This is a genomic window from Ligilactobacillus sp. ESL1201 (assembly GCF_058503265.1).
On the sequence record NZ_CP196362.1, the window covers coordinates 1,945,343 to 1,966,503 of the forward strand.

Annotated in this window: 16 protein-coding genes and 1 CRISPR repeat array (1 of these 17 cut by a window edge); of the genes, 6 read left to right on the forward strand and 10 right to left on the reverse strand. The window is 45.6% G+C overall.

Annotated features, from left to right (window positions below; translation table 11 throughout):
• Positions 1 to 28 precede the first annotated feature (28 nt).
• Positions 29 to 730 (forward strand): ABC transporter, encoded by a 702-nt coding sequence (locus ACSYSK_RS09380; protein ID WP_491714875.1) that lies wholly within the window; start codon positions 29 to 31, stop codon positions 728 to 730.
• 165 nt (positions 731 to 895) lie between these two features.
• On the opposite strand, the gene ACSYSK_RS09385 is transcribed toward ACSYSK_RS09380, so the two are convergent.
• The 5 genes from ACSYSK_RS09385 to glpK all read right to left on the reverse strand — a co-directional run bounded on the left by ACSYSK_RS09385 (position 896) and on the right by glpK (position 7,452).
• Positions 896 to 2,101: a multidrug efflux MFS transporter gene (locus ACSYSK_RS09385; protein ID WP_491714876.1), complete on the reverse strand. Its 1,206-nt coding sequence runs from the start codon at positions 2,099 to 2,101 to the stop codon at positions 896 to 898.
• A 75-nt stretch (positions 2,102 to 2,176) separates the two neighbouring features.
• Positions 2,177 to 2,821, reverse strand: a complete 645-nt coding sequence (locus ACSYSK_RS09390; protein WP_491714877.1) for a hypothetical protein — start codon at positions 2,819 to 2,821, stop codon at positions 2,177 to 2,179.
• A 219-nt stretch (positions 2,822 to 3,040) separates the two neighbouring features.
• Positions 3,041 to 4,333 (reverse strand): PTS sugar transporter subunit IIC, encoded by a 1,293-nt coding sequence (locus ACSYSK_RS09395; protein WP_491714878.1) that lies wholly within the window; start codon positions 4,331 to 4,333, stop codon positions 3,041 to 3,043.
• A 12-nt stretch (positions 4,334 to 4,345) separates the two neighbouring features.
• Complete coding sequence (locus ACSYSK_RS09400; protein WP_491714879.1) at positions 4,346 to 5,737, reverse strand: glycoside hydrolase family 1 protein; 1,392 nt, start codon at positions 5,735 to 5,737, stop codon at positions 4,346 to 4,348.
• A 218-nt stretch (positions 5,738 to 5,955) separates the two neighbouring features.
• On the reverse strand, positions 5,956 to 7,452 hold the full coding sequence (gene glpK, locus ACSYSK_RS09405; protein ID WP_491714880.1) for a glycerol kinase GlpK: 1,497 nt from the start codon (positions 7,450 to 7,452) through the stop codon (positions 5,956 to 5,958).
• A gap of 526 nt (positions 7,453 to 7,978) precedes the next feature.
• On the opposite strand from glpK, the gene ACSYSK_RS09410 reads away from it, so the two are divergent.
• The 3 genes from ACSYSK_RS09410 to ACSYSK_RS09420 all read left to right on the forward strand — a co-directional run bounded on the left by ACSYSK_RS09410 (position 7,979) and on the right by ACSYSK_RS09420 (position 12,397).
• Positions 7,979 to 9,346, forward strand: coding sequence for an amino acid permease (locus ACSYSK_RS09410; protein ID WP_491714881.1), 1,368 nt, complete (start codon positions 7,979 to 7,981; stop codon positions 9,344 to 9,346).
• 235 nt (positions 9,347 to 9,581) lie between these two features.
• Positions 9,582 to 10,913, forward strand: coding sequence for an amino acid permease (locus tag ACSYSK_RS09415; RefSeq protein WP_491714882.1), 1,332 nt, complete (start codon positions 9,582 to 9,584; stop codon positions 10,911 to 10,913).
• A 128-nt stretch (positions 10,914 to 11,041) separates the two neighbouring features.
• The gene (locus ACSYSK_RS09420; protein ID WP_491714883.1) at positions 11,042 to 12,397 is read left to right on the forward strand and encodes an amino acid permease; all 1,356 of its coding nucleotides are present in this window, start codon (positions 11,042 to 11,044) and stop codon (positions 12,395 to 12,397) included.
• Positions 12,398 to 12,525: 128 nt separating this feature from the next.
• Here ACSYSK_RS09420 and ACSYSK_RS09425 read toward each other — a convergent pair whose 3' ends face one another.
• The 3 genes from ACSYSK_RS09425 to ACSYSK_RS09435 are packed head-to-tail and all read right to left on the reverse strand — an operon-like array spanning position 12,526 to position 15,672.
• Complete coding sequence (locus tag ACSYSK_RS09425; RefSeq protein ID WP_491714884.1) at positions 12,526 to 13,359, reverse strand: alpha/beta hydrolase; 834 nt, start codon at positions 13,357 to 13,359, stop codon at positions 12,526 to 12,528.
• Positions 13,343 to 14,446: a hypothetical protein gene (locus ACSYSK_RS09430; protein WP_491714885.1), complete on the reverse strand. Its 1,104-nt coding sequence runs from the start codon at positions 14,444 to 14,446 to the stop codon at positions 13,343 to 13,345. The genes ACSYSK_RS09425 and ACSYSK_RS09430 overlap by 17 nt, the downstream gene beginning before the upstream one ends.
• Entirely contained in the window at positions 14,443 to 15,672 is a 1,230-nt protein-coding gene (locus tag ACSYSK_RS09435; RefSeq protein ID WP_491714886.1) for a chloride channel protein, read from the reverse strand. The genes ACSYSK_RS09430 and ACSYSK_RS09435 overlap by 4 nt, the downstream gene beginning before the upstream one ends.
• 128 nt (positions 15,673 to 15,800) lie before the next feature.
• On the opposite strand from ACSYSK_RS09435, the gene ACSYSK_RS09440 reads away from it, so the two are divergent.
• Positions 15,801 to 16,664 carry an aldo/keto reductase gene (locus tag ACSYSK_RS09440; RefSeq protein WP_491714887.1) on the forward strand — a complete coding sequence of 288 codons (864 nt, stop codon included), beginning with the start codon at positions 15,801 to 15,803 and terminating at the stop codon, positions 16,662 to 16,664.
• Between the two features lie 126 nt (positions 16,665 to 16,790).
• On the opposite strand, the gene ACSYSK_RS09445 is transcribed toward ACSYSK_RS09440, so the two are convergent.
• Positions 16,791 to 17,909, reverse strand: coding sequence for an MFS transporter (locus ACSYSK_RS09445; RefSeq protein WP_491715887.1), 1,119 nt, complete (start codon positions 17,907 to 17,909; stop codon positions 16,791 to 16,793).
• A gap of 204 nt (positions 17,910 to 18,113) precedes the next feature.
• Between ACSYSK_RS09445 and ACSYSK_RS09450 the strand changes: the two genes are divergently transcribed.
• Positions 18,114 to 18,458 (forward strand): winged helix-turn-helix transcriptional regulator, encoded by a 345-nt coding sequence (locus ACSYSK_RS09450; protein ID WP_491714888.1) that lies wholly within the window; start codon positions 18,114 to 18,116, stop codon positions 18,456 to 18,458.
• On the opposite strand, the gene ACSYSK_RS09455 is transcribed toward ACSYSK_RS09450, so the two are convergent.
• Positions 18,455 to 19,534, reverse strand: coding sequence for an acyltransferase family protein (locus ACSYSK_RS09455; protein WP_491715888.1), 1,080 nt, complete (start codon positions 19,532 to 19,534; stop codon positions 18,455 to 18,457). The two genes, ACSYSK_RS09450 and ACSYSK_RS09455, sit on opposite strands and share 4 nt — an antisense overlap.
• 312 nt (positions 19,535 to 19,846) lie before the next feature.
• Positions 19,847 to 21,161: direct repeats of the CRISPR family, unit length 28 nt; unit sequence GGATCACCCCCGTACATACGGGGAATAC; it runs 421 nt beyond the window's last position.

Here is a 21,161-nt window from a genome sequence, read left to right on the forward strand (position 1 = left end):
ACAGAAATGTAGTTATTGGAGGCTAATAATGATTAAACTAATTCAACTTAAGCAAGTTATCAGAAACAAACGCTTTTTAATGTTTACCGTATTCATTCCTGTAATATGGTATTTTTTACTTTATAATTTACAAAACACGCTCTCACCTATTGTAATGCTTGGAATTGCAACATTTATTGGTATTATTGGAAACAGTTTGGCAACGTTTAGTAAAAGAATATCATCAAATACGCAATTTTATACATTCCAATCTATGTTCTCAAAATATTCAATTAAGAAATTTTTTTGGGATCAAGGAATCGTTCAACTAGTTTTAAATGCTATGATATTTATGGTAGTTTTCATTTCAGCAATTTTATTTTTCAATCTTAAAGTAGAAAATACATTAATCGTACAATTTATTTTATTGATGATCATGGGCTTATACTTTAGTGCTATTGGATTCTTTATGGGGGCTAAATTAGACTTCAAATTGATTGATGCTGTTAGCTTTCCCCTTATTATTTTTGCTGCATTGACCATTGTCCCATTCGAACAAATGGGAACGGGAAATTTTATTAATATTATTAGTAAATTACAAATGATTTTCCCTGGATATTACTATAATAATTTTGTTCAAGATTTAATAAATAGTCGTAGTTTTGGTACCACTGATGTTGCTTTATTTGTTGGAACACTTGCATTGAATATTATTCCTTTATTCTTATTGTTGCCTAAAAAAAACAAGTAAATTAAAAATACTAGAAATTATTTTTTTAAACGGCTCTATCTTAACAAGCATTTTTTGTTCATCAACGCTTGTTAGTATAGAACCCAAAAAGGGTAGTCAAGACCAATTACTGGTCTCGGCTACCCTTTTAGTACAGCCATCCTAAATATTCTGGTCACTAAATCATTAAGCACCCTTTTGTGCAGGAGACTTGGTGACCCGCGTTACGATCACCAGGTTTAGTAATTCGATCATCGCCGTCGTCAAAAAGACCATCCCGTAACCCAACGAACCGGAAACTAGCGAGCCCAACATCGGCCCCGTGAAATTACCGATGTACATGAAACTCTGGTTATAACCAAACACCCGGCCGGAAATTGCCTGCGGACTATCCTTTGCCAAAATCGTTTGAACCTGCGGCAACAACGCAGAATTAGAGATCCCCACCAAAAAGCGCAGACCCATCAACTGCCACACATTAGTAACAAAAGATTGCGGAATATAAACTAGCGTCGCAAAAATCAAGCCGCCAACCAACACCTTTTTAGTCCCGATCTTGTCGCCTAATGAACCCAGACGCGAAGTCAATAGCGCGCCGGAAATCCCGGGCATCGCGGTCACCAACCCGCTGATAAACGCCACTTTACCACTACCGTGCATCAACTGGTGAACGTACAAACTGATGATCGGGTTGATCGAATTATTGGCCATTTGAATAAAGAAAGTCGTGACACACATCCCGATGATCAACTTCGGGTCGCTAAGCTGCTGGTAAACCTCTTTTAGCGAAGGCTCGGCACCTTTTTCGACCGGCGTAAATTCTTCTTTCACGAAAAACAAGCACAGGAAAAAAGCACTGAGTAACAAGAGCCCCGTGATCAAAAACGGCAAACGGTAACCAAATGACTGGGCGATCACGCCGCCTAATAACGGCCCTAACAAGTTACCGATCACGGTTCCCGTCGTCAAAACTCCTAAAGCCTGACCGACATTAGCGGAAGGAGCCGTCGTCGCGACCAGGGTGTTTGAATTACTGATGTAGCCCGCAAAAATTCCCTGCAGTGCCCGCAAGATCAGCAACTCATAGACATTTGTAACTAACGCCATACAGCCGATCACGATCGCCATCCCTAAGGAAGCCCGCAAAATGATCGGTTTTCTGCCCTGTCTGTCGGCTAACTTTCCCCAAATCGGCGAAAAGATCGCCGAAATAATAAAGGTGACTGCGTACACCGCCCCCGCCCAAAACGATAGCTGGGCGCTGGTAAAATGCTGCAGCGTTTTAATAAATAACGATAAAAAAGGAATCACCATACTAAAACCAACCCCGGCAATCAGATTACCGAAAGTTAGGATATGCATGTTACGTCTCCAATAATGATTTTCTGCCACGAAGGTCGCTTCTTCCCACTTAACCCAATGAAATTTTAATTGACATTTATTATTATACTAACATTTTCATCAATTTCAAAAATGGAAATCAATATCCCGCTTGCTCTCAAACAGTAACGTGAAAAAGCGCAAAAAATGCACGTAAAATTCCAACGCCCCTGCCGCGGCGCTCTGCCATTGTGTCGGCAACACTTGCCCTTTTTTGACCGTGGGCATGTCAGCACGCGTCACTACACTCAGCGCAAATAAAATTACCGCCGCTAATAAGATGATCCAACTCGCTTTACTTCCGTGTCCCACGTGATACAAGAACAACCCGCCTGCTATCCCAGCTGCCAGACCAATGAGTACCGCCACTTTTCGGTTGGAAAACATCATATTGGCCACCGTAAAAAGCAACATGCCGCTAAAAGCGTACAGCACGTTGGAAGTTGCGATCACGTCGAGGGCAAAACAAAAACAATTGCCGCTCAACACTGCGATGAGCAACAGCCACATTAAACTCAATGCCGTGTGCCGTTGCGGTTTAAAATCTAAAAATAATGCCAACAATGACGGGGTAAAAAAGGCAAAAAAGGCAAACATGAAGGTCATGATATCTTCCGGATCATAGTTAGGAGCTACGCGTAAGAAATGAAACGTCACGCCGGCCGTGACCGTCGAGACAACTAACGCCAACGTTAACAATGCATATTGTAATTTAGCCGTCCTTTTTTGCACCTCGTTTTCCCCCCTTTGAATATCATTTAGCATAGCACAAAAGAAGTTGCAATAAAAAGCGTTTTCGAGCACGATTAAACAAGCTGTGAGTCAAACTGATTAAGTCTATTACTTATGGAAACCAAAAACAGGGAGCGGTGACAAACATCGTTTTGTCTCCGGCCCTGCTTTGTTTTCGTAAACTATTGTCCGATCGTGTCCTAACCCCTGATGTTACTACTAAGCATCACTGGCTTCTATTTTCAATAGATTTCTTTCGTACGCCTTGTAAAACGGGTAATACAAAATCATATCACACACGATCAAAAATATTACTAATACTGGTGCGCGCCAGTCCATCGTCGATAAAAACGCGCCGATCGGTGCGGGCATTTGCCAGGAAAATAGTGCAAAAGTCTTTTTGATCACTCCTAAAGACATCATTATATACGACACGGTCCCGTTAACGACCGACGTTAAGACAAATGGCAAAAAGAAGATCGGGTTTAACATCAAGGGTGTCCCGAAGATCATCGGTTCCGAAATACCGAAAAATGCCGGGACCAGCCCTACTTTGCCAACGGTATTTAACTGTTTAGACTTAGAAAAAACCAGCAACAAAGCTAGTGACAACACAGAGCCACAGCCACCGATAATCACGAAGTAAGTCCAAAACGGCGTCGTAAAGATCCGTGATAGCTGGTGTCCCGCCAACTGCTGAGCTGCGTTGATCGATAAGTTACCATCGCGGATCGGACTCAAAATCCCGGCTAAAGCAGCATCATGAATGCCGAAAAACCAAAACACGTGAACTAACACGATCATAAAAATCGTCACGGGAAGGCTATCTGCGGCCTTAAAACTCGGTGACAAGACATTGTATAATGCCTTAACGACGGTCGTATGGTTGGCGTGAAAAATAATAAAAATAACAGCAAAACCCGCCATGATCATTACCGCCGGGATCATCGAAGCAAACGACTCGGACAAAGAAGAGGGCACTCCTTTTGGCATCTGGATCCTCCCGAAATTTCTTTTGCGCATGGCATGATAGGATTCAGCGGTAAAAATCGCGATCACCAACGCGATGATGATCCCGCGTCCGTCCCAATAACTGATATCGGCGATGTTGCCGGTAAATCCTAATTTTTTTGGGTCTAACACTAGCATCAAAAAGCCGATCACAGCTAACATGATAGGAGAAAGAGGTTTTTCTTTGTAATGGACGCACAGAAAATAAGTCACTCCGATACAGATAAAAAACGACATCGCGTTCATCGTTACCGTACTTAGCCAAGTTAAGGTCAATGAATTATTCTGCGCAAAGCTGGCCCACATTTGCAAAAATGCGTTACTATTTTTAGTTACCGGCGGCGCGGCACCTAAGATCACTGGAAACGAGCCAAACAAAGTAATCGGTAAAATCGTCATAAAAGTGTCACGAATCGCTTGTAAATGTCGCTGCTTAGCTAACTTGGTCGCAGCTGGCATGATGTACTTGTCAATATTCGCCGTTATTTTAGCAAAACCCATTTTCTTTGCCCCCTACTCAAAATCCCTGCGTTTAATATCCTTGCCATTGGTAGCAATTATTTGCTTAAACCAGTAATAAGATGCCTTGGGCGTCCTTTTTTGCGTCTCAAAATCAACTGCCACCAAGCCATACCGTTTTTGCACACCGTTCATCCACGAATAAAGGTCAAACGGGGCCCACGCAAAGTAACCGCGAATATCAGCTCCCTGATCCTGCGCATTCATCAGTGCATTGATATGATCGTTCATAAACGAGATCCGGTAATCATCGTTGACCTGAGCGACGTCCACGTTTTCGTGATAACCAACGCCGTTTTCCGTCACGTAGATCGGTAACTGGTACTTTGCAGCCGCGCGCAATAATCCTTCCTGTAACCCACGCGGGTAGATCTCTGTATCCCATTCCGTGTACTCGCTATTGGGATCCATCACCTGTTCAAACCAACCTTTGAGCCGCATTTGCGTTTGCCCTTTTTTCCCGCTGTGATTGAACACCATCTTAGTTTCCCCAGAGGTATACGGCTTAACTAGGGTACGAGCATAGTAATTTAATCCCAAAAAATCGACGGTATTTTCCTTGATCACCCGTAAAAATTCCGGCTTCATAAACGAAAGGTCGTAGTCTGCGGCTAATTTGGCGCACAGGTCGATAGGAAATTCTCCCAGCGCCGCCGTATCTAATATCCAGTTGTTAGCGTAATTGTCTGCGTTACGCATCGCAATTTTAGTTTCGATCTGCTCATCTATTCCATCGATAGGTGAGTAACTATGTACGATCCCGATCTGTCCTTGATAATTATGCTGTTTAAATACCCGTACAGCTAGCGCACTCGCGTACATCACGTTAAAGCCGCATTCGATCGTGTGCTGCACGTTATTTTCACCGGGGGGATAATTGCCGATCAGATAACCGTTGACCGTGAACCATTTAGGCTCATTAAACGTCGTCCATAATTTGACCTGGTCGCCAAAAGCAGCAAAACAAACCTGGGCGTAATGCGCAAATGCCTGACAGGTATCTTTGTTTAACCAACCACCAACTTCTTGCCAGTACTGCGGTAGATCCCAGTGATAAAGCGTCACGAAAGGCGTGATACCGTTGGCTAAACAACAAGCGATCAACCGCCGGTAAAAAGCGATCCCCTTAGGATTGATCTCACCTTCACGGTTTTTAATGATCCGCGGCCATGACAACGAAAAACGGTACGCATTTTGCCCGCCTTCTTTCATCATGCGAATATCTTCTTCGTAACGATGATAATGGTCACTTGCGACATCGCCATTTTCCAAGTGATGCTCGTGGAGGTAATGATCCCACATAGACTCGGCCTTACCGTCAACGTCATAGGCTCCTTCACACTGATAAGCTGCAGTCGCGCCGCCCCATAAAAAATCCCTTTGCATTGCCAACTCCTCCTTTTATTTTTTCCGTACAACACATCAAATATAACACTTTATATTCGCTTTTTAAAATAATTTTTGGCTCACAATTTCATTTTTAGCGTTATCAAAAAGCAAAAATACGAATTTAGCTAAACAATAGTACGTAAAAAAGGACCACGAAACCGCATTAACGGTCCCATCGTCCTTGATGATTTTTATCATTCATTTAACAAAGCAGTCTACCTTTTAAACATCCTTGCGGCCTTGACCGCCAACTGCCACCCCGAATACAAATATTCTCTTCTATCCTCATGCATTTGGGGAACAAACCTCTTACCGGCCGCAAACATGTCTTTTAGTTCGGACACGTCACGCCAAAAACCGCAACCTAAGCCCGCCAAAAACGCGACCCCGCGTGCCGTCGTTTCCAAATTTTGTGCCCGTTCGATCGGCATATTTAACAAGTCGGCCTGAAATTGCAGCAAGTAATCATTGCGTGCCGCGCCGCCGTCAACGCGTAATAAAGGCATTTCGATTTGCGTGTCTGCCTTCATCGTATCGACCACATCACGCGTTTGGTACGCTAACGACTGCAGCGTCGCCTTCACAAAATCCTTATTAGTCGTGCCACGCGTCAGTCCAAAGACTGCGCCACGCGCCGCCGCATCCCAGTACGGCGCACCCAACCCCGTAAAAGCGGGGACCACGTAAACTTCATCGTCGTTATCCGACTCCCTAGCTAGTTGTTCCGATTGCGGCACAGCTTCCAACATTTTCATGCCGTCACGCAACCACTGTAACGCCGAGCCGGAAACAAAAACCGACCCCTCTAACGCGTAACTGACCTGCCCGTCGATCTCATAAGCGATCGTGGTCAATAAATTATTCTGTGACAGCGTTGGGGTATGGCCGATATTCATCACGATAAACGAACCCGTTCCGTATGTATTTTTCACCATGCCCCGCTGCAACGCCAACTGGCCGAACAACGCGGCTTGCTGGTCGCCCGCCATTCCCGTGATGGGGATCTGACTACCGTAAAAATTATATTCCTTAGTGTAGCCATAGACTTCGGCATTGCCTTTAACTTGCGGCAGCATCGAAGCCGGGATATTTAGCAACTGCAAAATGTCTTGATCCCACTCCAACTGGTGAATGTTAAATAACATCGTCCGCGACGCATTCGAATAGTCGGTCACGTGCACCTGGCCGCCCGTTAGCTTCCACGTCAGCCAGGTATCGATCGTTCCGAACAACAATTCTCCGCGTTCAGCCCGTTCTTGCGCTCCTTGCACGTGGTCGAGGATCCAGCGGATCTTAGTCGCCGAAAAATACGGATCGACGATCAATCCCGTTTTCTGATGGATCATTTTGGCATAACCGTTTTGTTGTAGTTCTTGTGCAATTTCATTAGTCTGGCGCGACTGCCAAACGATCGCGTTATAAATCGGCAGTCCCGTTTTTTTATCCCAGATCACGGTCGTCTCCCGTTGATTGGTGATCCCAATACCTTGAATTTGCGCGGGTTGAATTTTAGCGTTACTCAACGCATCGGCAAGCGTCTCTTGTACCGCATTCCAAATCTCATTGGCATCGTGTTCGACCCAGCCTGAATGGGGAAAATATTGCCGAAATTCACGCTGGCCGTCACCGACTTCTCGCCCGTCGTGATTAAAAATGATCGCGCGCGTGCTAGTAGTTCCTTCATCGATTGCCATGATATATTTTGCTGTCATCTTATCCTCCCGGTCATGACAAATTATTTTTACAATGCGTCATCATTATAATAAGTGGTGCTGGCAAATTCAACTTAACAAGTATCTCGTCACTTTATACTTACATATGCTTAATTAGTCCGGTAATCATAATTAAGACAAACTAATAATCATTAACAGTAATTATTAAACTATACCAATAGTAAAATTATTTACCGATAAGCATTTAATGAGCTTGATTATTCGTAAAAGCTGAAGTATACTTGTCATGTTATCAATCACATCTCGTCTTCATTCTCCAGTTGACGTTTTGATATTTATAAAATCCCCAAATTATAACTAGTAAGGCCTGAGACAAAACACTGAATTTTGCCTCAGGTCCTATTTTGTATCCATAAGTAATAATTTGATCGTGCTCACCAAATTGGCAGCTTGTTGCGCAACTTTTTTCATTTTATCCTGTACTTTCTCCCACTAATGTATTAGAATCATAAACAGATGTTCTTTATTAGTGAATACATCGTTAGTTTGAGGGGAAGTGCTTTTGATGAATCGTAATTTACAATCACGTCAAGTTCAAATGATCGCATTGGGCGGCACGATCGGCGTTGGCCTTTTTATGGGAGCTAATTCTTCCATCAAATGGACCGGGCCGTCCGTACTTTTAGCCTACGCAATCGCCGGAATTTTTCTCTACTTGATCATGCGTTCTTTAGGTGAAATGCTCTACCTTGATCCTTCGACTGGGTCCTTTGCCAACTATGCCGCCGAATACATTCATCCTTTTTTCGGTTACCTAACGGCTTGGAGCAATATTTTTCAGTTTGTCGTCGTCGGCATGAGCGAAATGATCGCACTGGGTGGCTACTTCGCTTTTTGGTGGCCCCACATGCCCCAGTGGATCCCGGGCTTAGTCGCGATCGTGATCTTGTGTCTGGCTAACCTAGTTTCTGTCAAGGCATTCGGTGAAATGGAATTTTGGTTTGCACTGATCAAAGTCGTGACTATCATTTTAATGATCCTCGTTGGCTTTGGTTTGATCTTTTTGGGGATCGGCAATCACATGCATCCGCTGGGGTTATCCAACCTCTGGCGCCACGGCTTTTTCACCGGCAGTTTTAAGGGATTTTTCTTTTCGTTAGCCATCGTGATCGGCTCGTATCAGGGAATGGAACTGATCGGCGTGTCTGCCGGCGAGACCGAAAATCCGCAACACACGTTAGTCAGTGCCATCAAATCGATGATCGCGCGGATCTTGATCTTTTACATCGGCGCCATCTTCGTCATCTTATGTATCTACCCGTGGGATCAGTTAAGTAACGTCGGCTCACCGTTCGTCCAAACTTTCGCTAAGATCGGTATCCCTTTGGCAGCCAGCCTGATCAATTTCGTCGTGATCACGGCCGCACTTTCCGGTTCCAACTCGGGCATTTATTCCGCCAGCCGGATGCTTTACACCTTAGCAGATAAAAAACAACTGACCAGCAAATTTACCAAACTCAACAAAAACGGCGTGCCTTACTACAGCGTAATTGCCACCGCCGTGGGTATCTTCCTCGGTGTTGTGTTAAACATCGTCTTGCCGTTGATTTACAAAAAAGCAGAATCGCTTTTTGTCGCAGTCTATTCGGCCAGCATCCTGCCAGGCATGGTACCGTGGTTCGTGATCCTGATTAGCCAGATCAAATTTCGGCAAAAACACGCCGCGCAAATGAAGGATCATCCGTTTAAAATGCCGTTTTCACCGTTTAGTAATTACCTGACATTGGTATTTTTAGTGATCGTGATCTTTTTCATGTTATTAAACCAAGAAACGCGCACGTCAGTTATTATCGGCTTTATTTTCTTCTTAATACTAGCAGCAATTTACTTCACCAAATTTAACCAGCGCAAATCTGCTGCTGAGCAAAACTAACGAATAACTTGCATTTTCGCTGAGTTACAGTACAATGAAGAGAAAAACAGAGATGTGGGTGACACGCTGAAAACCGCAAGTAAAAATGGCAAGCAATTGGTTAGTAACCATTATCAGACTTTAAAGGCGGTCGTTTAACTGACCGTAAATCTTGGGTGGAACAGCGTGCAAACGCCCCTTGGCATTTTAATGCTAGGGGCGTTTTTTAGCTGTCTTTAGAAAGAGGAGTCACTGAATGAAAAAAACGCAGCAAAACCTTTCGCGTTCATTACAAAACCGGCACGTCCAAATGATCGCGATCGGCGGTGCGATCGGGACCGGGCTGTTTTTAGGGTCGGGGAGTGCGATCCGCTCGTCTGGTCCCGCCATTATCTTGACCTACCTGATCGTCGGAATTTTTTGTTTCTTCATGATGCGGGCGATCGGCGAACTACTATTATCCGACCCGCAGCAAAATTCGTTTTTAGACTTTATCAGAATTTATCTGGGTGACCGCTGTGAATTCGTGACCGGCTGGCTGTACTGGTTTTGCTGGATCAGCCTCGCGATGGCCGACTTAACTGCCACCGGAATTTACGTTCGTTTTTGGTTTCCCAATCTACCGCAATGGGTCGCTCCGTTAGTGATCTTAGGTGCCTTATATTTACTCAACCAAGTCAACGTTCGTTTATTCGGAGAAATGGAATCTTGGTTTTCGCTGATCAAAGTTGCCGCGATCGTTTTTTTGATCGCCTTAGGCTTATTATTAGTGATTTTTCACGTTAAAATCGCCCACCAGCCGGCTTCTTTTGCCAATCTTTGGTCCCACGGCGGCTTTTTTGCGACCGGCGCAAACGGATTTTTTAAGTCATTTCAAATGGTCGTCTTCGCCTTTGTCGGCATCGAAATGGTGGGCCTGACCGCTGGCGAAACGGAAGACCCGCAAAAAACGCTACCGACTGCCATCAACAGTTTGCCGCTGCGGATCGGGTTATTTTACGTCGGTTCAATGATCGCCATCATGAGCGTTTATTCTTGGCAAGAGATCAAGGCTACTAGCAGTCCGTTCGTTCAGGTGTTTGCGGCGATCGGTATTCCCGGTGCAGCCGACATCTTGAATTTCGTCGTATTGACCGCGGCTTTATCGGCGACCAATAGCTGCCTATTTTCCACCAGCCGCACCTTACACGCGCTGAGTAAAAACGGCAACGCCCCTGCTAAGTTGACCCGGCTTAATTCCAGAAACGTGCCGGGTGCGTCGCTGAATTTTTCAACGGCGGTCTTGTTTTTGATCGTGATTTTAAATTACCTGATGCCCGCCAGCATTTTTGCGTTGATCTCGACGATCTCTACCATTAGTTTCGTTTTAGTGTGGCTGATCTTACTTTTATGTCACTTAAAAATGCGCCACCACCACGCGGCGGGAACCTTTAGTATGCCGGGTTATCCGCTCACTGACTACTGCAGTATTTTATTTTTCGCCGCAATTTTGGTGTTAGTATTTTTTAACCCGACCACCCGGATGGCGTTACTGCTGGCATTGGCAATTTTTGTGATCTTATTCGGATTATACCGACCAACAAAATGAGAAAATTAACATCATTTTATAATATTACTGTACCTTTGGCAATTAATCCTTTATAATCAAAGGAACTGCTTGTTTGTAATTGTGCAAACGACAAATTTATTATTAATCATTGGAAGGAGTGGCTCAATTTGAACAGAAAATTAAAAGCACGACAAGTTCAAATGATTGCTATCGGTGGAACTATTGGAGTTGGATTATTCATGGGCGCCAACTCCTCTATCAAGTGGACCGGGCCGTCTGTATTATTAGCTTATATCATCGCCGGCCTGTTTTTATACCTCATCATGCGCTCCTTGGGCGAGATGTTGTATCTTGATCCTTCCACGGGCTCCTTCGCTAATTACGCAACTAAATACATTCATCCTTACTTTGGCTTTTTGACCGCGTGGAGCAACGTCTTCCAGTGGGTCGTCGTGGGGATGAGCGAAATGATCGCTATGGGCAGTTACTTCGCCTTTTGGTGGCCGCATTTACCCCAGTGGATCCCAGGACTGATCGCTTTACTGATCGTTTGTGCCGCCAACTTAGTGTCGGTCAAAAGTTTTGGTGAGTTAGAGTTTTGGTTTGCCTTTATCAAAGTCTTCACGATCGTCTTTATGATCATCGCTTCGGCCGCCATGATCTTTTTTGGCATCGGCAATCACATGCACCCGCTAGGTATTAGTAACCTCTGGAGTCACGGCTTTTTTACCGGCGGTTTTAAGGGGTTTGCTTTCTCGCTCGCGATCGTCATCGGCTCGTATCAAGGAATGGAATTTATCGGCGTGTCTGCCGGGGAGACCGAAGATCCCCAACACACGTTAGTTAAAGCCATTAAATCGATGATCATGCGGATCTTGATCTTTTACGTCGGTGCGATCTTCGTAATTCTTTGTATTTATCCGTGGGATGAATTAGGCAGCGTCGGTTCGCCGTTCGTACAAACTTTTGCCAAATTAGGGATCCCGATCGCCGCTAGTTTGATCAACTTCGTCGTGATCACCGCGGCCTTGTCGGGTTCAAACTCGGGCATCTACAGTGCCAGCCGGATGCTTTATACCCTGGCACAAGAAAAACAGATCTCGCCTAAGTTTCTCAAGTTAAATAAAAGCGGCGTGCCCGCACTCAGTGTCATCGCCGTTTCCGCCGGGATCTTGATCGGTGTGATTTTAAACGTAATCCTACCGCTATTTTACAAGGCAGCCGCCTCGATTTTCGTCGCAGTTTATTCGGCCAGCATCTTGCCGGGCATGATCCCGTGGACCGTCATTTTGATCAGCCAGATCCGTTTCCGGCAAGCTAATCAGGAACAAATGGAACAACATCCGTTTAAGATGCCATTTTCACCTTACAGCAATTACATCACACTGGTCTTTTTAGCCATTATCGTCTTTTTCATGTTCATGAACAAAGAAACACGGACGTCGGTGATCATCGGCATCATCTTCATCGCGTTGATCACTGCGGTTTACTTTATCAAGTATCATAAGCCCGCAAAAGACTAGTTCATTATTAAAATCAAAAGGGAACTGAGGCAAAACCCATTGTTTTGTTTCAGTTCCCTTTTTTTGTTTTCATAAGTAATAGACTGCTCGCGTTCGCCAATCCAGTAGTTTAGGCTAGCCCGTAACTGTTAGTCGCTTTGCTTCGCAACTTTGTCTGATTGCATTCCGGCTAACAAATTTTCCTGTAACATCCGCGTCACCTGCTGATTACCCAGCAAGTTCGAGTGCGCACTCTGCCCGCCCGTAACCGTCGTTTGCGTGTACTTAGCCACGTTATTTTGAAAAATGTACTTACCAGCCTCGACACTTTCAAACGGGACGATCCCGTCGTTTTCGTAGTTTTTCGTGCCCGCGATCGAATAAACCGTTAAGTCGCGCGGTAGTTTCGCCCGGCCGCGATACAGCGCTCTAAAAATAGCCGTCTGGTTTTTAGGATCGGATTCCAGCGAATTATACGGCGTGCCGATCGTCATCAGCGCCTTGATACTCAGGTCGTTGGCGTCAAAGTATTTTTCCAAATACCACGTCCAGATCAGGCCACCGTTGGAATGCCCCACCGCACAAAAATTATTGAAATTATAATTTTGCGTCAGGTAATCCATTGCCGTGTCCAACCACGCCGCTTGTTTTTTAATATTTTCGTAGCCATCCTTGTTGTTGCGAAAGGCAACGACGATCAAGGGCCGCTGGTCTCTAGCCGCGATCGTTCCATTGGCGTGGACGCGCCCGTCAGTACCGACAGTCAGTTTTAAGACGCTGTGCTTATTTTTAGTCCGGTTAAGTTGCTTAAATAAACCGTTAAAACGTTCCTGCGTCGCCGAACTGCCGGGCACAAAGATCACCGGCGACATCGTCGAATTGTGAAAAACCCGTTCGTGGGCGACCGCTTGTTTGATCGCGTGTTGTGCCGGAAAAATCAGCACCGCAAACAATACCAGTAACGCACTAATCCATTTTTTCATGGCGCACCTCATAATAAACGAAAGGTAAGTAACAAAATGTCGTACACATTAACGCCAGCAGTGTAGCACACAGCGCGCCCCAGTTGCCGTTGGTCCCCAAAAAATTAGCCAAAAAGACCGGCGTGCCCGTAAAGATCTGGAAAGTAGCGGGGGCGGCTAATTTACACTTAATCAAAAACGCCCCGACTGCCATGCTCACTAACGGACTGCATAAATACGGCACCAACAGCCACGGATTCAGCAACAGCGGTAACCGAAAAAACAACGGCGAGCCGATGCCAAACATGCTGGGAACTAAATTTTGCAAGACGATTTTATCTTGATGGCATAACAATAAGGCAAATAACAAGCCCAACGTGCACCCCACGCCCCCCAAAAAAGCGTAACCCAAGTAGAGTGAATGCATATTTAGTGGGTAAGGTAGCGCAAATAAATTATGGTGCGACAACGCGGCCGTCAGATTAGCGACCGCCATTTTAGAATTGAATGACTGTTTGACCATCCCAAACGGATCACCTAACCCCAGCCAATTATATAATCCCACCGCTAACGATAATAACAGCAGCTGCCACCAATTAAGATGACTTAGATTGCTAAAGGGCAATTGATTAAGCAGGTTAAACCGGCCGCTTTGCCCCCAAAATAAGCCCAAAGCTAATGCCACGGCTAGTTGCAAAAAAGAAAACGGCAGCCGTCCCAAAATTTGAGCGACTAAAAAGCTCAGGACTACGACCATCAACAAACGCGGCGGTCGGGGCGTCGCTAGGTCCGGGCGCAGGGCAAACAATAAGATCAAAACCGTACAGCTATTTAACATCACCTGGGGCCGCGCACTAAATTTAGCGGTCAACAAATAGCCCAAAAGCAGCAACACCAAAATTTCTAAAGTACGACTGGCCGCAGTCAACGGTCCATTCAATGCAGACCAGTCTGGCAAGTGCAAAAGGACCGCGACAAAACCGTTCGGGTCGGTGAGTGTCGCGATCACCAGCCGTAAGTAAGCGTCGAGCAATACTAACGGGTACACGCTCACGCTGCTCGCGCGCAATTTAATCGCCAAATTAGTTATTCCAGTTCGTAATTTCATCGCTGCACCACCCGACTACAGGTCACGGCTAGCGCAACTCCTAATCCCAGGGGAAGAAGTGCGGAATAATCTAGGTGACTGACTTCAAATAACATAAATAACGCCATCAACGGCGCCTGTTGTGAAGCAGCCAATAACGCCGTAGCCCCCAACAGCCCGCACTGCCAGAGCGGAAAACTGACGCCACACATTTGTAGCAACATGCCGGCTAGCACCCCCAACGCACTGCCCACGGCGATCGAAGGCGTCAGTGTGCCCCCGGCAGCCCCACCGCGGATCGTCAGTACCGTCAACACCGCCTTAGCGACACCGGCCGCTACCAAAATAACCACCAAGTTACGCCCCGCAGCCGTCAGCGCCGTTTGTGCCAGTGCCCGGCCATTACCCATGACTTGTGGCCAGACTAAAGCAACTATCCCCGTCAGTAAAGCAGCCAACGGCAATTGCCACAGCAACTGCCATGACTGTGCTTGTTTTTTTTGTGCCCAAGTAAACGCGCGCCGAAAAAGGCTGCCAGCAAGCCCGCAGACCGGAGCGACCACTAAGACGAATAAGCAAAAAGCAAATGAAAACCGGGCGTGCCCCACGATGTAATACGGCTCACCGTGTTTTAATAACGAGCCGACTAGCATCGCGATCACGGACATCGTTAAACTAACGCCGACCGTTTTTTTAGTAATTTTTTTAAATAAAATTTCGACACAAAAAAACATTCCGGTAATAGGTGCGCTGTAGATACCGGCAAAGCCCGCGCCCGCCGCCGCGGCTACCAGTAATTTTCCGTCTGCGGCACTCAAAGTTAGTCCGTGTCGTTTTAACCACCGATTCCACGACTGTGCCAGCAAAGCGCCTAGTTCGCGTGGAGCCACCTCACGGCCGATCGAACCACCCGTACCCACGTAAAAGATCTGCACGATCACGTCAGCGACCGTGGTCCAAAAGGGCATTGGCACACCAGCAACCGCACTAGCTACTCCCGCTAATTTTTGCCGCCGACTGCGTAAAAACCACCACGCAACGGCCGCTAAGATCCCACCAATAAAAACGGCTAGTAACCGGTGCAACGGCGCGGTTTGAGCAGCAAAAGGCACACGCGGTGTTTCAATAAAGTGTAAAAATAAAAATTCCACTTCATTTAATAGCAGACTCAACAATAACGTCGCCCCGCCGACTACCAGGCCCAATACCACGGTAGAAACGCCTAAAACCAAATTCTTCTTCACCATCGCCTTAATCTCCCTCAAGCAACCTCAATTTTTATTCCATCATAGCATTATCACCATATTTCACAACTGCAATGATTGACTTCGAGTCCACTTTAAGTAGTATCATTAACGCGAAAGGTGGGCTTAATATGACAATTTTAAACGAAACATTTACTCTGAACAACGGAATCAAGATCCCTCAACTCGGATTTGGCACGTGGCTGATCAGCGACGACGCAGTTAGTCAAGCCGTCATCCAAGCGGCTAAGATCGGCTACCGCCATTTCGACACCGCCCAAGCTTATCAAAACGAACACGGCGTTGGCGTCGGCCTCAAAAAAACCGGCTTAAAACGCGATGATTACTTTGTAACTTCCAAGGTACAAGCCGAGTTTAAAGACTACCACCAAACTAAAGAGTCGATCGACAAGTCCTTAATGCAATTAAATCTCGACTACCTCGACTTGTTATTGATCCACGCCCCGGAACCCTGGGACCAATTTCACGGTGACGATCATTACTTTGAAGGCAACTTAGCAACTTGGAGTGCCATGGAAGATGCAGTTAAGGCCGGCAAAGTACGTGCGATCGGGGTTTCTAATTTTAAAGCAGCAGATTTGGATAATATTTTAGCCCACTGTACGATCAAGCCCGCAGTCAATCAAATGCTAGTACACTTGGCTAACACTCCGTTTGACCTGATCGACTACACGCAAAAAAAAGACATTCTAGTCGAGGCCTACTCGCCGATCGGACATGGGAAAATTTTGCGCGACGAAAAATTACAGCAAATGGCGGCTAAATACAACGTTTCAGTAGCACAATTAGGGATTCGTTACTGCCTCCAGTTGGGAACCTTGCCACTACCAAAGAGTGAAACACCCGCTCACATCAAGAGTAATGCTGAAGTAGACTTCACGATCAGTGACGCCGACATGGAAACTTTGAAAAAGACGCCACACATCAAAGACTACGGCGACGCCAAAGATTTCCCGGTATACAGCGGAAAATAACAAGCAGCGTAGCTAGAGACAGGTTGCTGGCGTGAAAAACGCGATTAAGTCTATTACTTATGAAAATCAAAGAGGAGGACCGAAACAAAACAACATTTTGTTCCAGGTTCTCCTCTTTTTTAAATTTTATCCTTTAGTCTTAAACAACCCGCCGGCTTCGTACAACAATAACGCGCACAACGCTAGGACGGCTGCAAACAAACCAACGCCCCAAAAACCACTGAATTTTACCAACAAGATGCCGCCTAATACGCCACCCAGCGACTCGCCTAAATACATCGCCGCGTTGGATAAAGACGACACCGTGCTGCGCGCATTTTTGGTTGCACCTTGCAGTGTCGCCATCATCAACGGAAAAATCGCGCCACAAGCAATAAAAATCACGGTAAAACCAATTTTAGCTACCAGCAAATTAGGTGACAAAGAAATCAGCGCGTACAAAATAATATACAACACCAATTCACTGAAAAACGCTCGCAATAGCCCAAAGTGTCCAGAAAACTGACTACTCAATAATGAACCAACCAAGTTTCCCAAACCGATCAGGATCATCGCCGTGCCAATTTGAGCAACACTTAAACCGAAGTTTTGACTAAACCACGTTCCGATAAAAGAAATCGCGCCAAAATTTCCCGTTTGAAACAGAAAATAAGCCAACAAATACAACACTACAGTTCGATTATGAGCGACTTCACGGTAGGCTGCGCCAAAACTTAGTTGTGTTTGTGTCGCTGGATTTAAACTCGGCAATGCTACTGCCGTCACGATACAGATCACTAACGCTAATCCCGACACGAAGAAAAACGGAAAACGCCACGAAACTACCGCTAAGTAACTGCCGATCGGAATGCCGATAACTTGAGAGACCGACAACCCAGCCGATGCAATACTAGTGACCTTGACTACTTTTTTAGCCGGTGTTACCAGCGGGATACTAGCCCAAACCTGCGGTGTAGTGAAAGCTGCACTGATTCCAGCCAACGTTCTAGTAACTAACATTAACCAAAAAGTGTTAGCTAATCCGCACAAAAAAGTAGCACAGCTAAAGCAAAATAAACCGCCGACCATAATCTTACGCCGGTCGTGTCCGTCCGATAACGGCCCTGCGACTAACGCACATAACGTATAACCCAACGCGTAAGCCGTGACGATCAGTCCCGACGAGGCCGTCGAGATTCGGTAATACTTAGTGAGCGTCGGCAGTAGTGGCGAAACCAAAAAAGTATCAGTCCCAATCACGAACATCACTAAGAAAAAAAGTGCTGCGTACCAATGATTATTCTTAGTTTGCAAATTAAACCCTCCCTGCTAAATTTCACCAAAATTTTTACAAATAATAATGCTTTTGGTAAAATATATTTACTTACTTTTAATAACTATTGCATTATCTACTAAACTAGTTTGTAACACAATACGTGAATTAAATGTAACTGGAAAGGAAGTTAGCAAATGCCATTAGCTAAAGAAATGAGTCGCCGTTATGGTGAATACTGTCCGTTAGACACAACGATCCGCGTTTTAGACGGCAAATGGAAATCGGTGATCATTCGCCGGCTAGCACAACACGACTATCGTTTTACTGAATTACTTAAAACTCTACCTGGCTGTACCCGCCGCATGTTAGCCTTACAATTGGAACAGTTACAAGCAGATCGAATCATCAGCAAAAGCACCGACCCCAGTTTTGTGCCCATCAAAACCAGCTACAGTCTGACTACCGCTGGTCGTTCGCTTTACCGCGTAATGCAAGAGATGAATGCTTGGGGCAGTGCTTATTTAAACAATTTATCCTAAGCCAAGCACCATGTTTTAGTTTTTTGCCATAAATAATGAAATCCTACCGCCGAGCCAAATGCCAAACACCACGTGACTAAGTACAAAAAAATAAGCAACACGGCGGGATGTAACTGCCATTTAACAACTCCTAAGTGCCAAACGACCTGCAGCCAAAAAACATGAGCTAAATAAGCACGGTAAGCATAAGTCGCCAAAAAATGAAAAACTGGCAATGCCCGTGAGTGCACCCGCAAACTAGTCAACGCCAGCCACGTGATCAACGCTAACACCGCCAGACAATAACAAGTCATGGCAGGCTGATAGTACGGGGAGTTGCTCAATAAAACCGGGAACCCAAAACTGAATAGTTTGTGATTTGTCCACGCCCAACACAACAACAACAGCAGTAAAAATAACCACCAAGTTTGGCGTAAAAAGTGCGCGACCGCGCCAGTAAAATTGGCCAACAAAACTCCCAGTACCGCATAGAGCCAAAAACTGACAAAAAGACGGTCGAGTAAATACCAATCCGTGCGGTGCGGTCCGACAAAAACCATCTGCTGGTAAAATAGCAGCCACGCCCAAAATAATATCAAGTTGACTATTAGTACCTGCCACGCACGCCGAGTGTTTACACCAACATAGTGTTGCAACGCGACCAGCAACGGCATCAAAATAATAAACTGCAGCATCATCGTGTTATACCACAGGTGAGGCGCGGCGTTACCATTAATGAACTGCCAGCAAAAAGTACGCAAGTCATGATAATGCGTAACTTGCTGACTGTCGGGAAAAATTATCAGGTAAGCTAACGTCCACCAAATTGTCGGTACAAACAACGCGTGCCATTGTCGCCGTAGGTATTTTAAATAACCGCCCTCAGCTGTCCTCGTTTTCATGGTAGAAAATAAAATTCCCATGATAAACGCCGGAGCCGTAAACTTAACTAGGTCATAGGTCACCGCAACTCCTACTTGTTGCGTTTTAGTCAGTCCTGTTTGCAAAACTAACGCCAAAACCGACTGCAACATCACGGCCGTACAAGCAAAAGTCTTCAGGTAATCTCCAATATCCGTTTTCATTGCCACATTCATCATTCCTCTAATTAGTTATTTTACAGCAATCGGGCTGACATTCGCAGTCACTAAGACACTGATAAATCTATGGGGAACGTGTGCGTTAAGCTAGTTTAAAAATTTAAGCAAAAGGAGGCTGCTCACGTTAAAAGCAAAAGGAAGCGCTAAAGTCAATTCAAAGCAAAAACAACTTAAAAATAACCAACCAACTAGGCCAATTACGGTCTAAGTGGTTGGAAATTTTCCCATTAACGACTGTTGACAAAGAATCTTTTTAACAATGTTTGGCAGAAATATAACCAAATCGTTTTGATCCTAATCAACCAGATGACATTACCCCCGTACATACGGGGAATACCTGAACCCCGAGTGGGTCGAGTGGCTGATGGGAGGATCACCCCCGTACATACAGGGAATACGTTTTTTCCATTTTTAATTCCTCCAATTTTGTGGGATCACCCCCGTACATACGGGGAATACTTTTGATTTCATAAAAAAACGACGTTCCTAAAAGGATCACCCCCGTACATACGGGGAATACCTAATTCGTCCTGTTTACGTACCTCTTCAACAAGGATCACCCCCGTACATACGGGGAATACAAGAATCCGGCAGGACGGACCCCTTCTTTTTAAGGATCACCCCCGTACATACGGGGAATACTTGGCTTTCAGGTCAGCAACATTGATTTTGCCGGGATCACCCCCGTACATACGGGGAATACCCTGAAAGACAAGAAAACTCACCACATATCGATAAATCACCCCCGTACATACGGGGAATACCCAAATAAAAAGCCAACCGTAATTGTTAACTTAGGATCACCCCCGTACATACGGGGAATACCATACATCACAGCCTTTAGATCTACCCTTTTAAGGATCACCCCCGTACATACGGGGAATACCGGGTGACTTACCCGAAGCTTTTGCTTATATCAGGATCACCCCCGTACATACGGGGAATACGCTAACGCATCGCCAACATTATGTGTCATGTTAGGATCACCCCCGTACATACGGGGAATACCACTGTTGCTTCACTCAATGGACTTAGCATTAAGGATCACCCCCGTACATACGGGGAATACCAACAGATTTAACGGAATGGAACAGTTGCAAAGGGATCACCCCCGTACATACGGGGAATACTTGAAGTCCCGACCGGTTATCGTGGTTCGACTCGGATCACCCCCGTACATACGGGGAATACATAATTTTTACAGCCTTCAAGAAAAACTTGTAAGGATCACCCCCGTACATACGGGGAATACACAGAAGTACTATATGAGCCTTGAGGACGCGAGGGATCACCCCCGTACATACGGGGAATACTAAGTGATCGTCGAACCAATGGCTTGAATATTGGGATCACCCCCGTACATACGGGGAATACGGTTACTAAACACTCAAAAGATGGCCGAGATGGGGATCACCCCCGTACATACGGGGAATACAAATTTGTTGGGCCCTAATCGTTCGGATGAGTAGGATCACCCCCGTACATACGGGGAATACCAATTCTTCTTGCTCTTTGGCACAGTCCTCGCAGGATCACCCCCGTACATACGGGGAATACTCAACCATCGTCATTTAATCACCTCCCAGTGAGGGATCACCCCCGTACATACGGGGAATACCATATT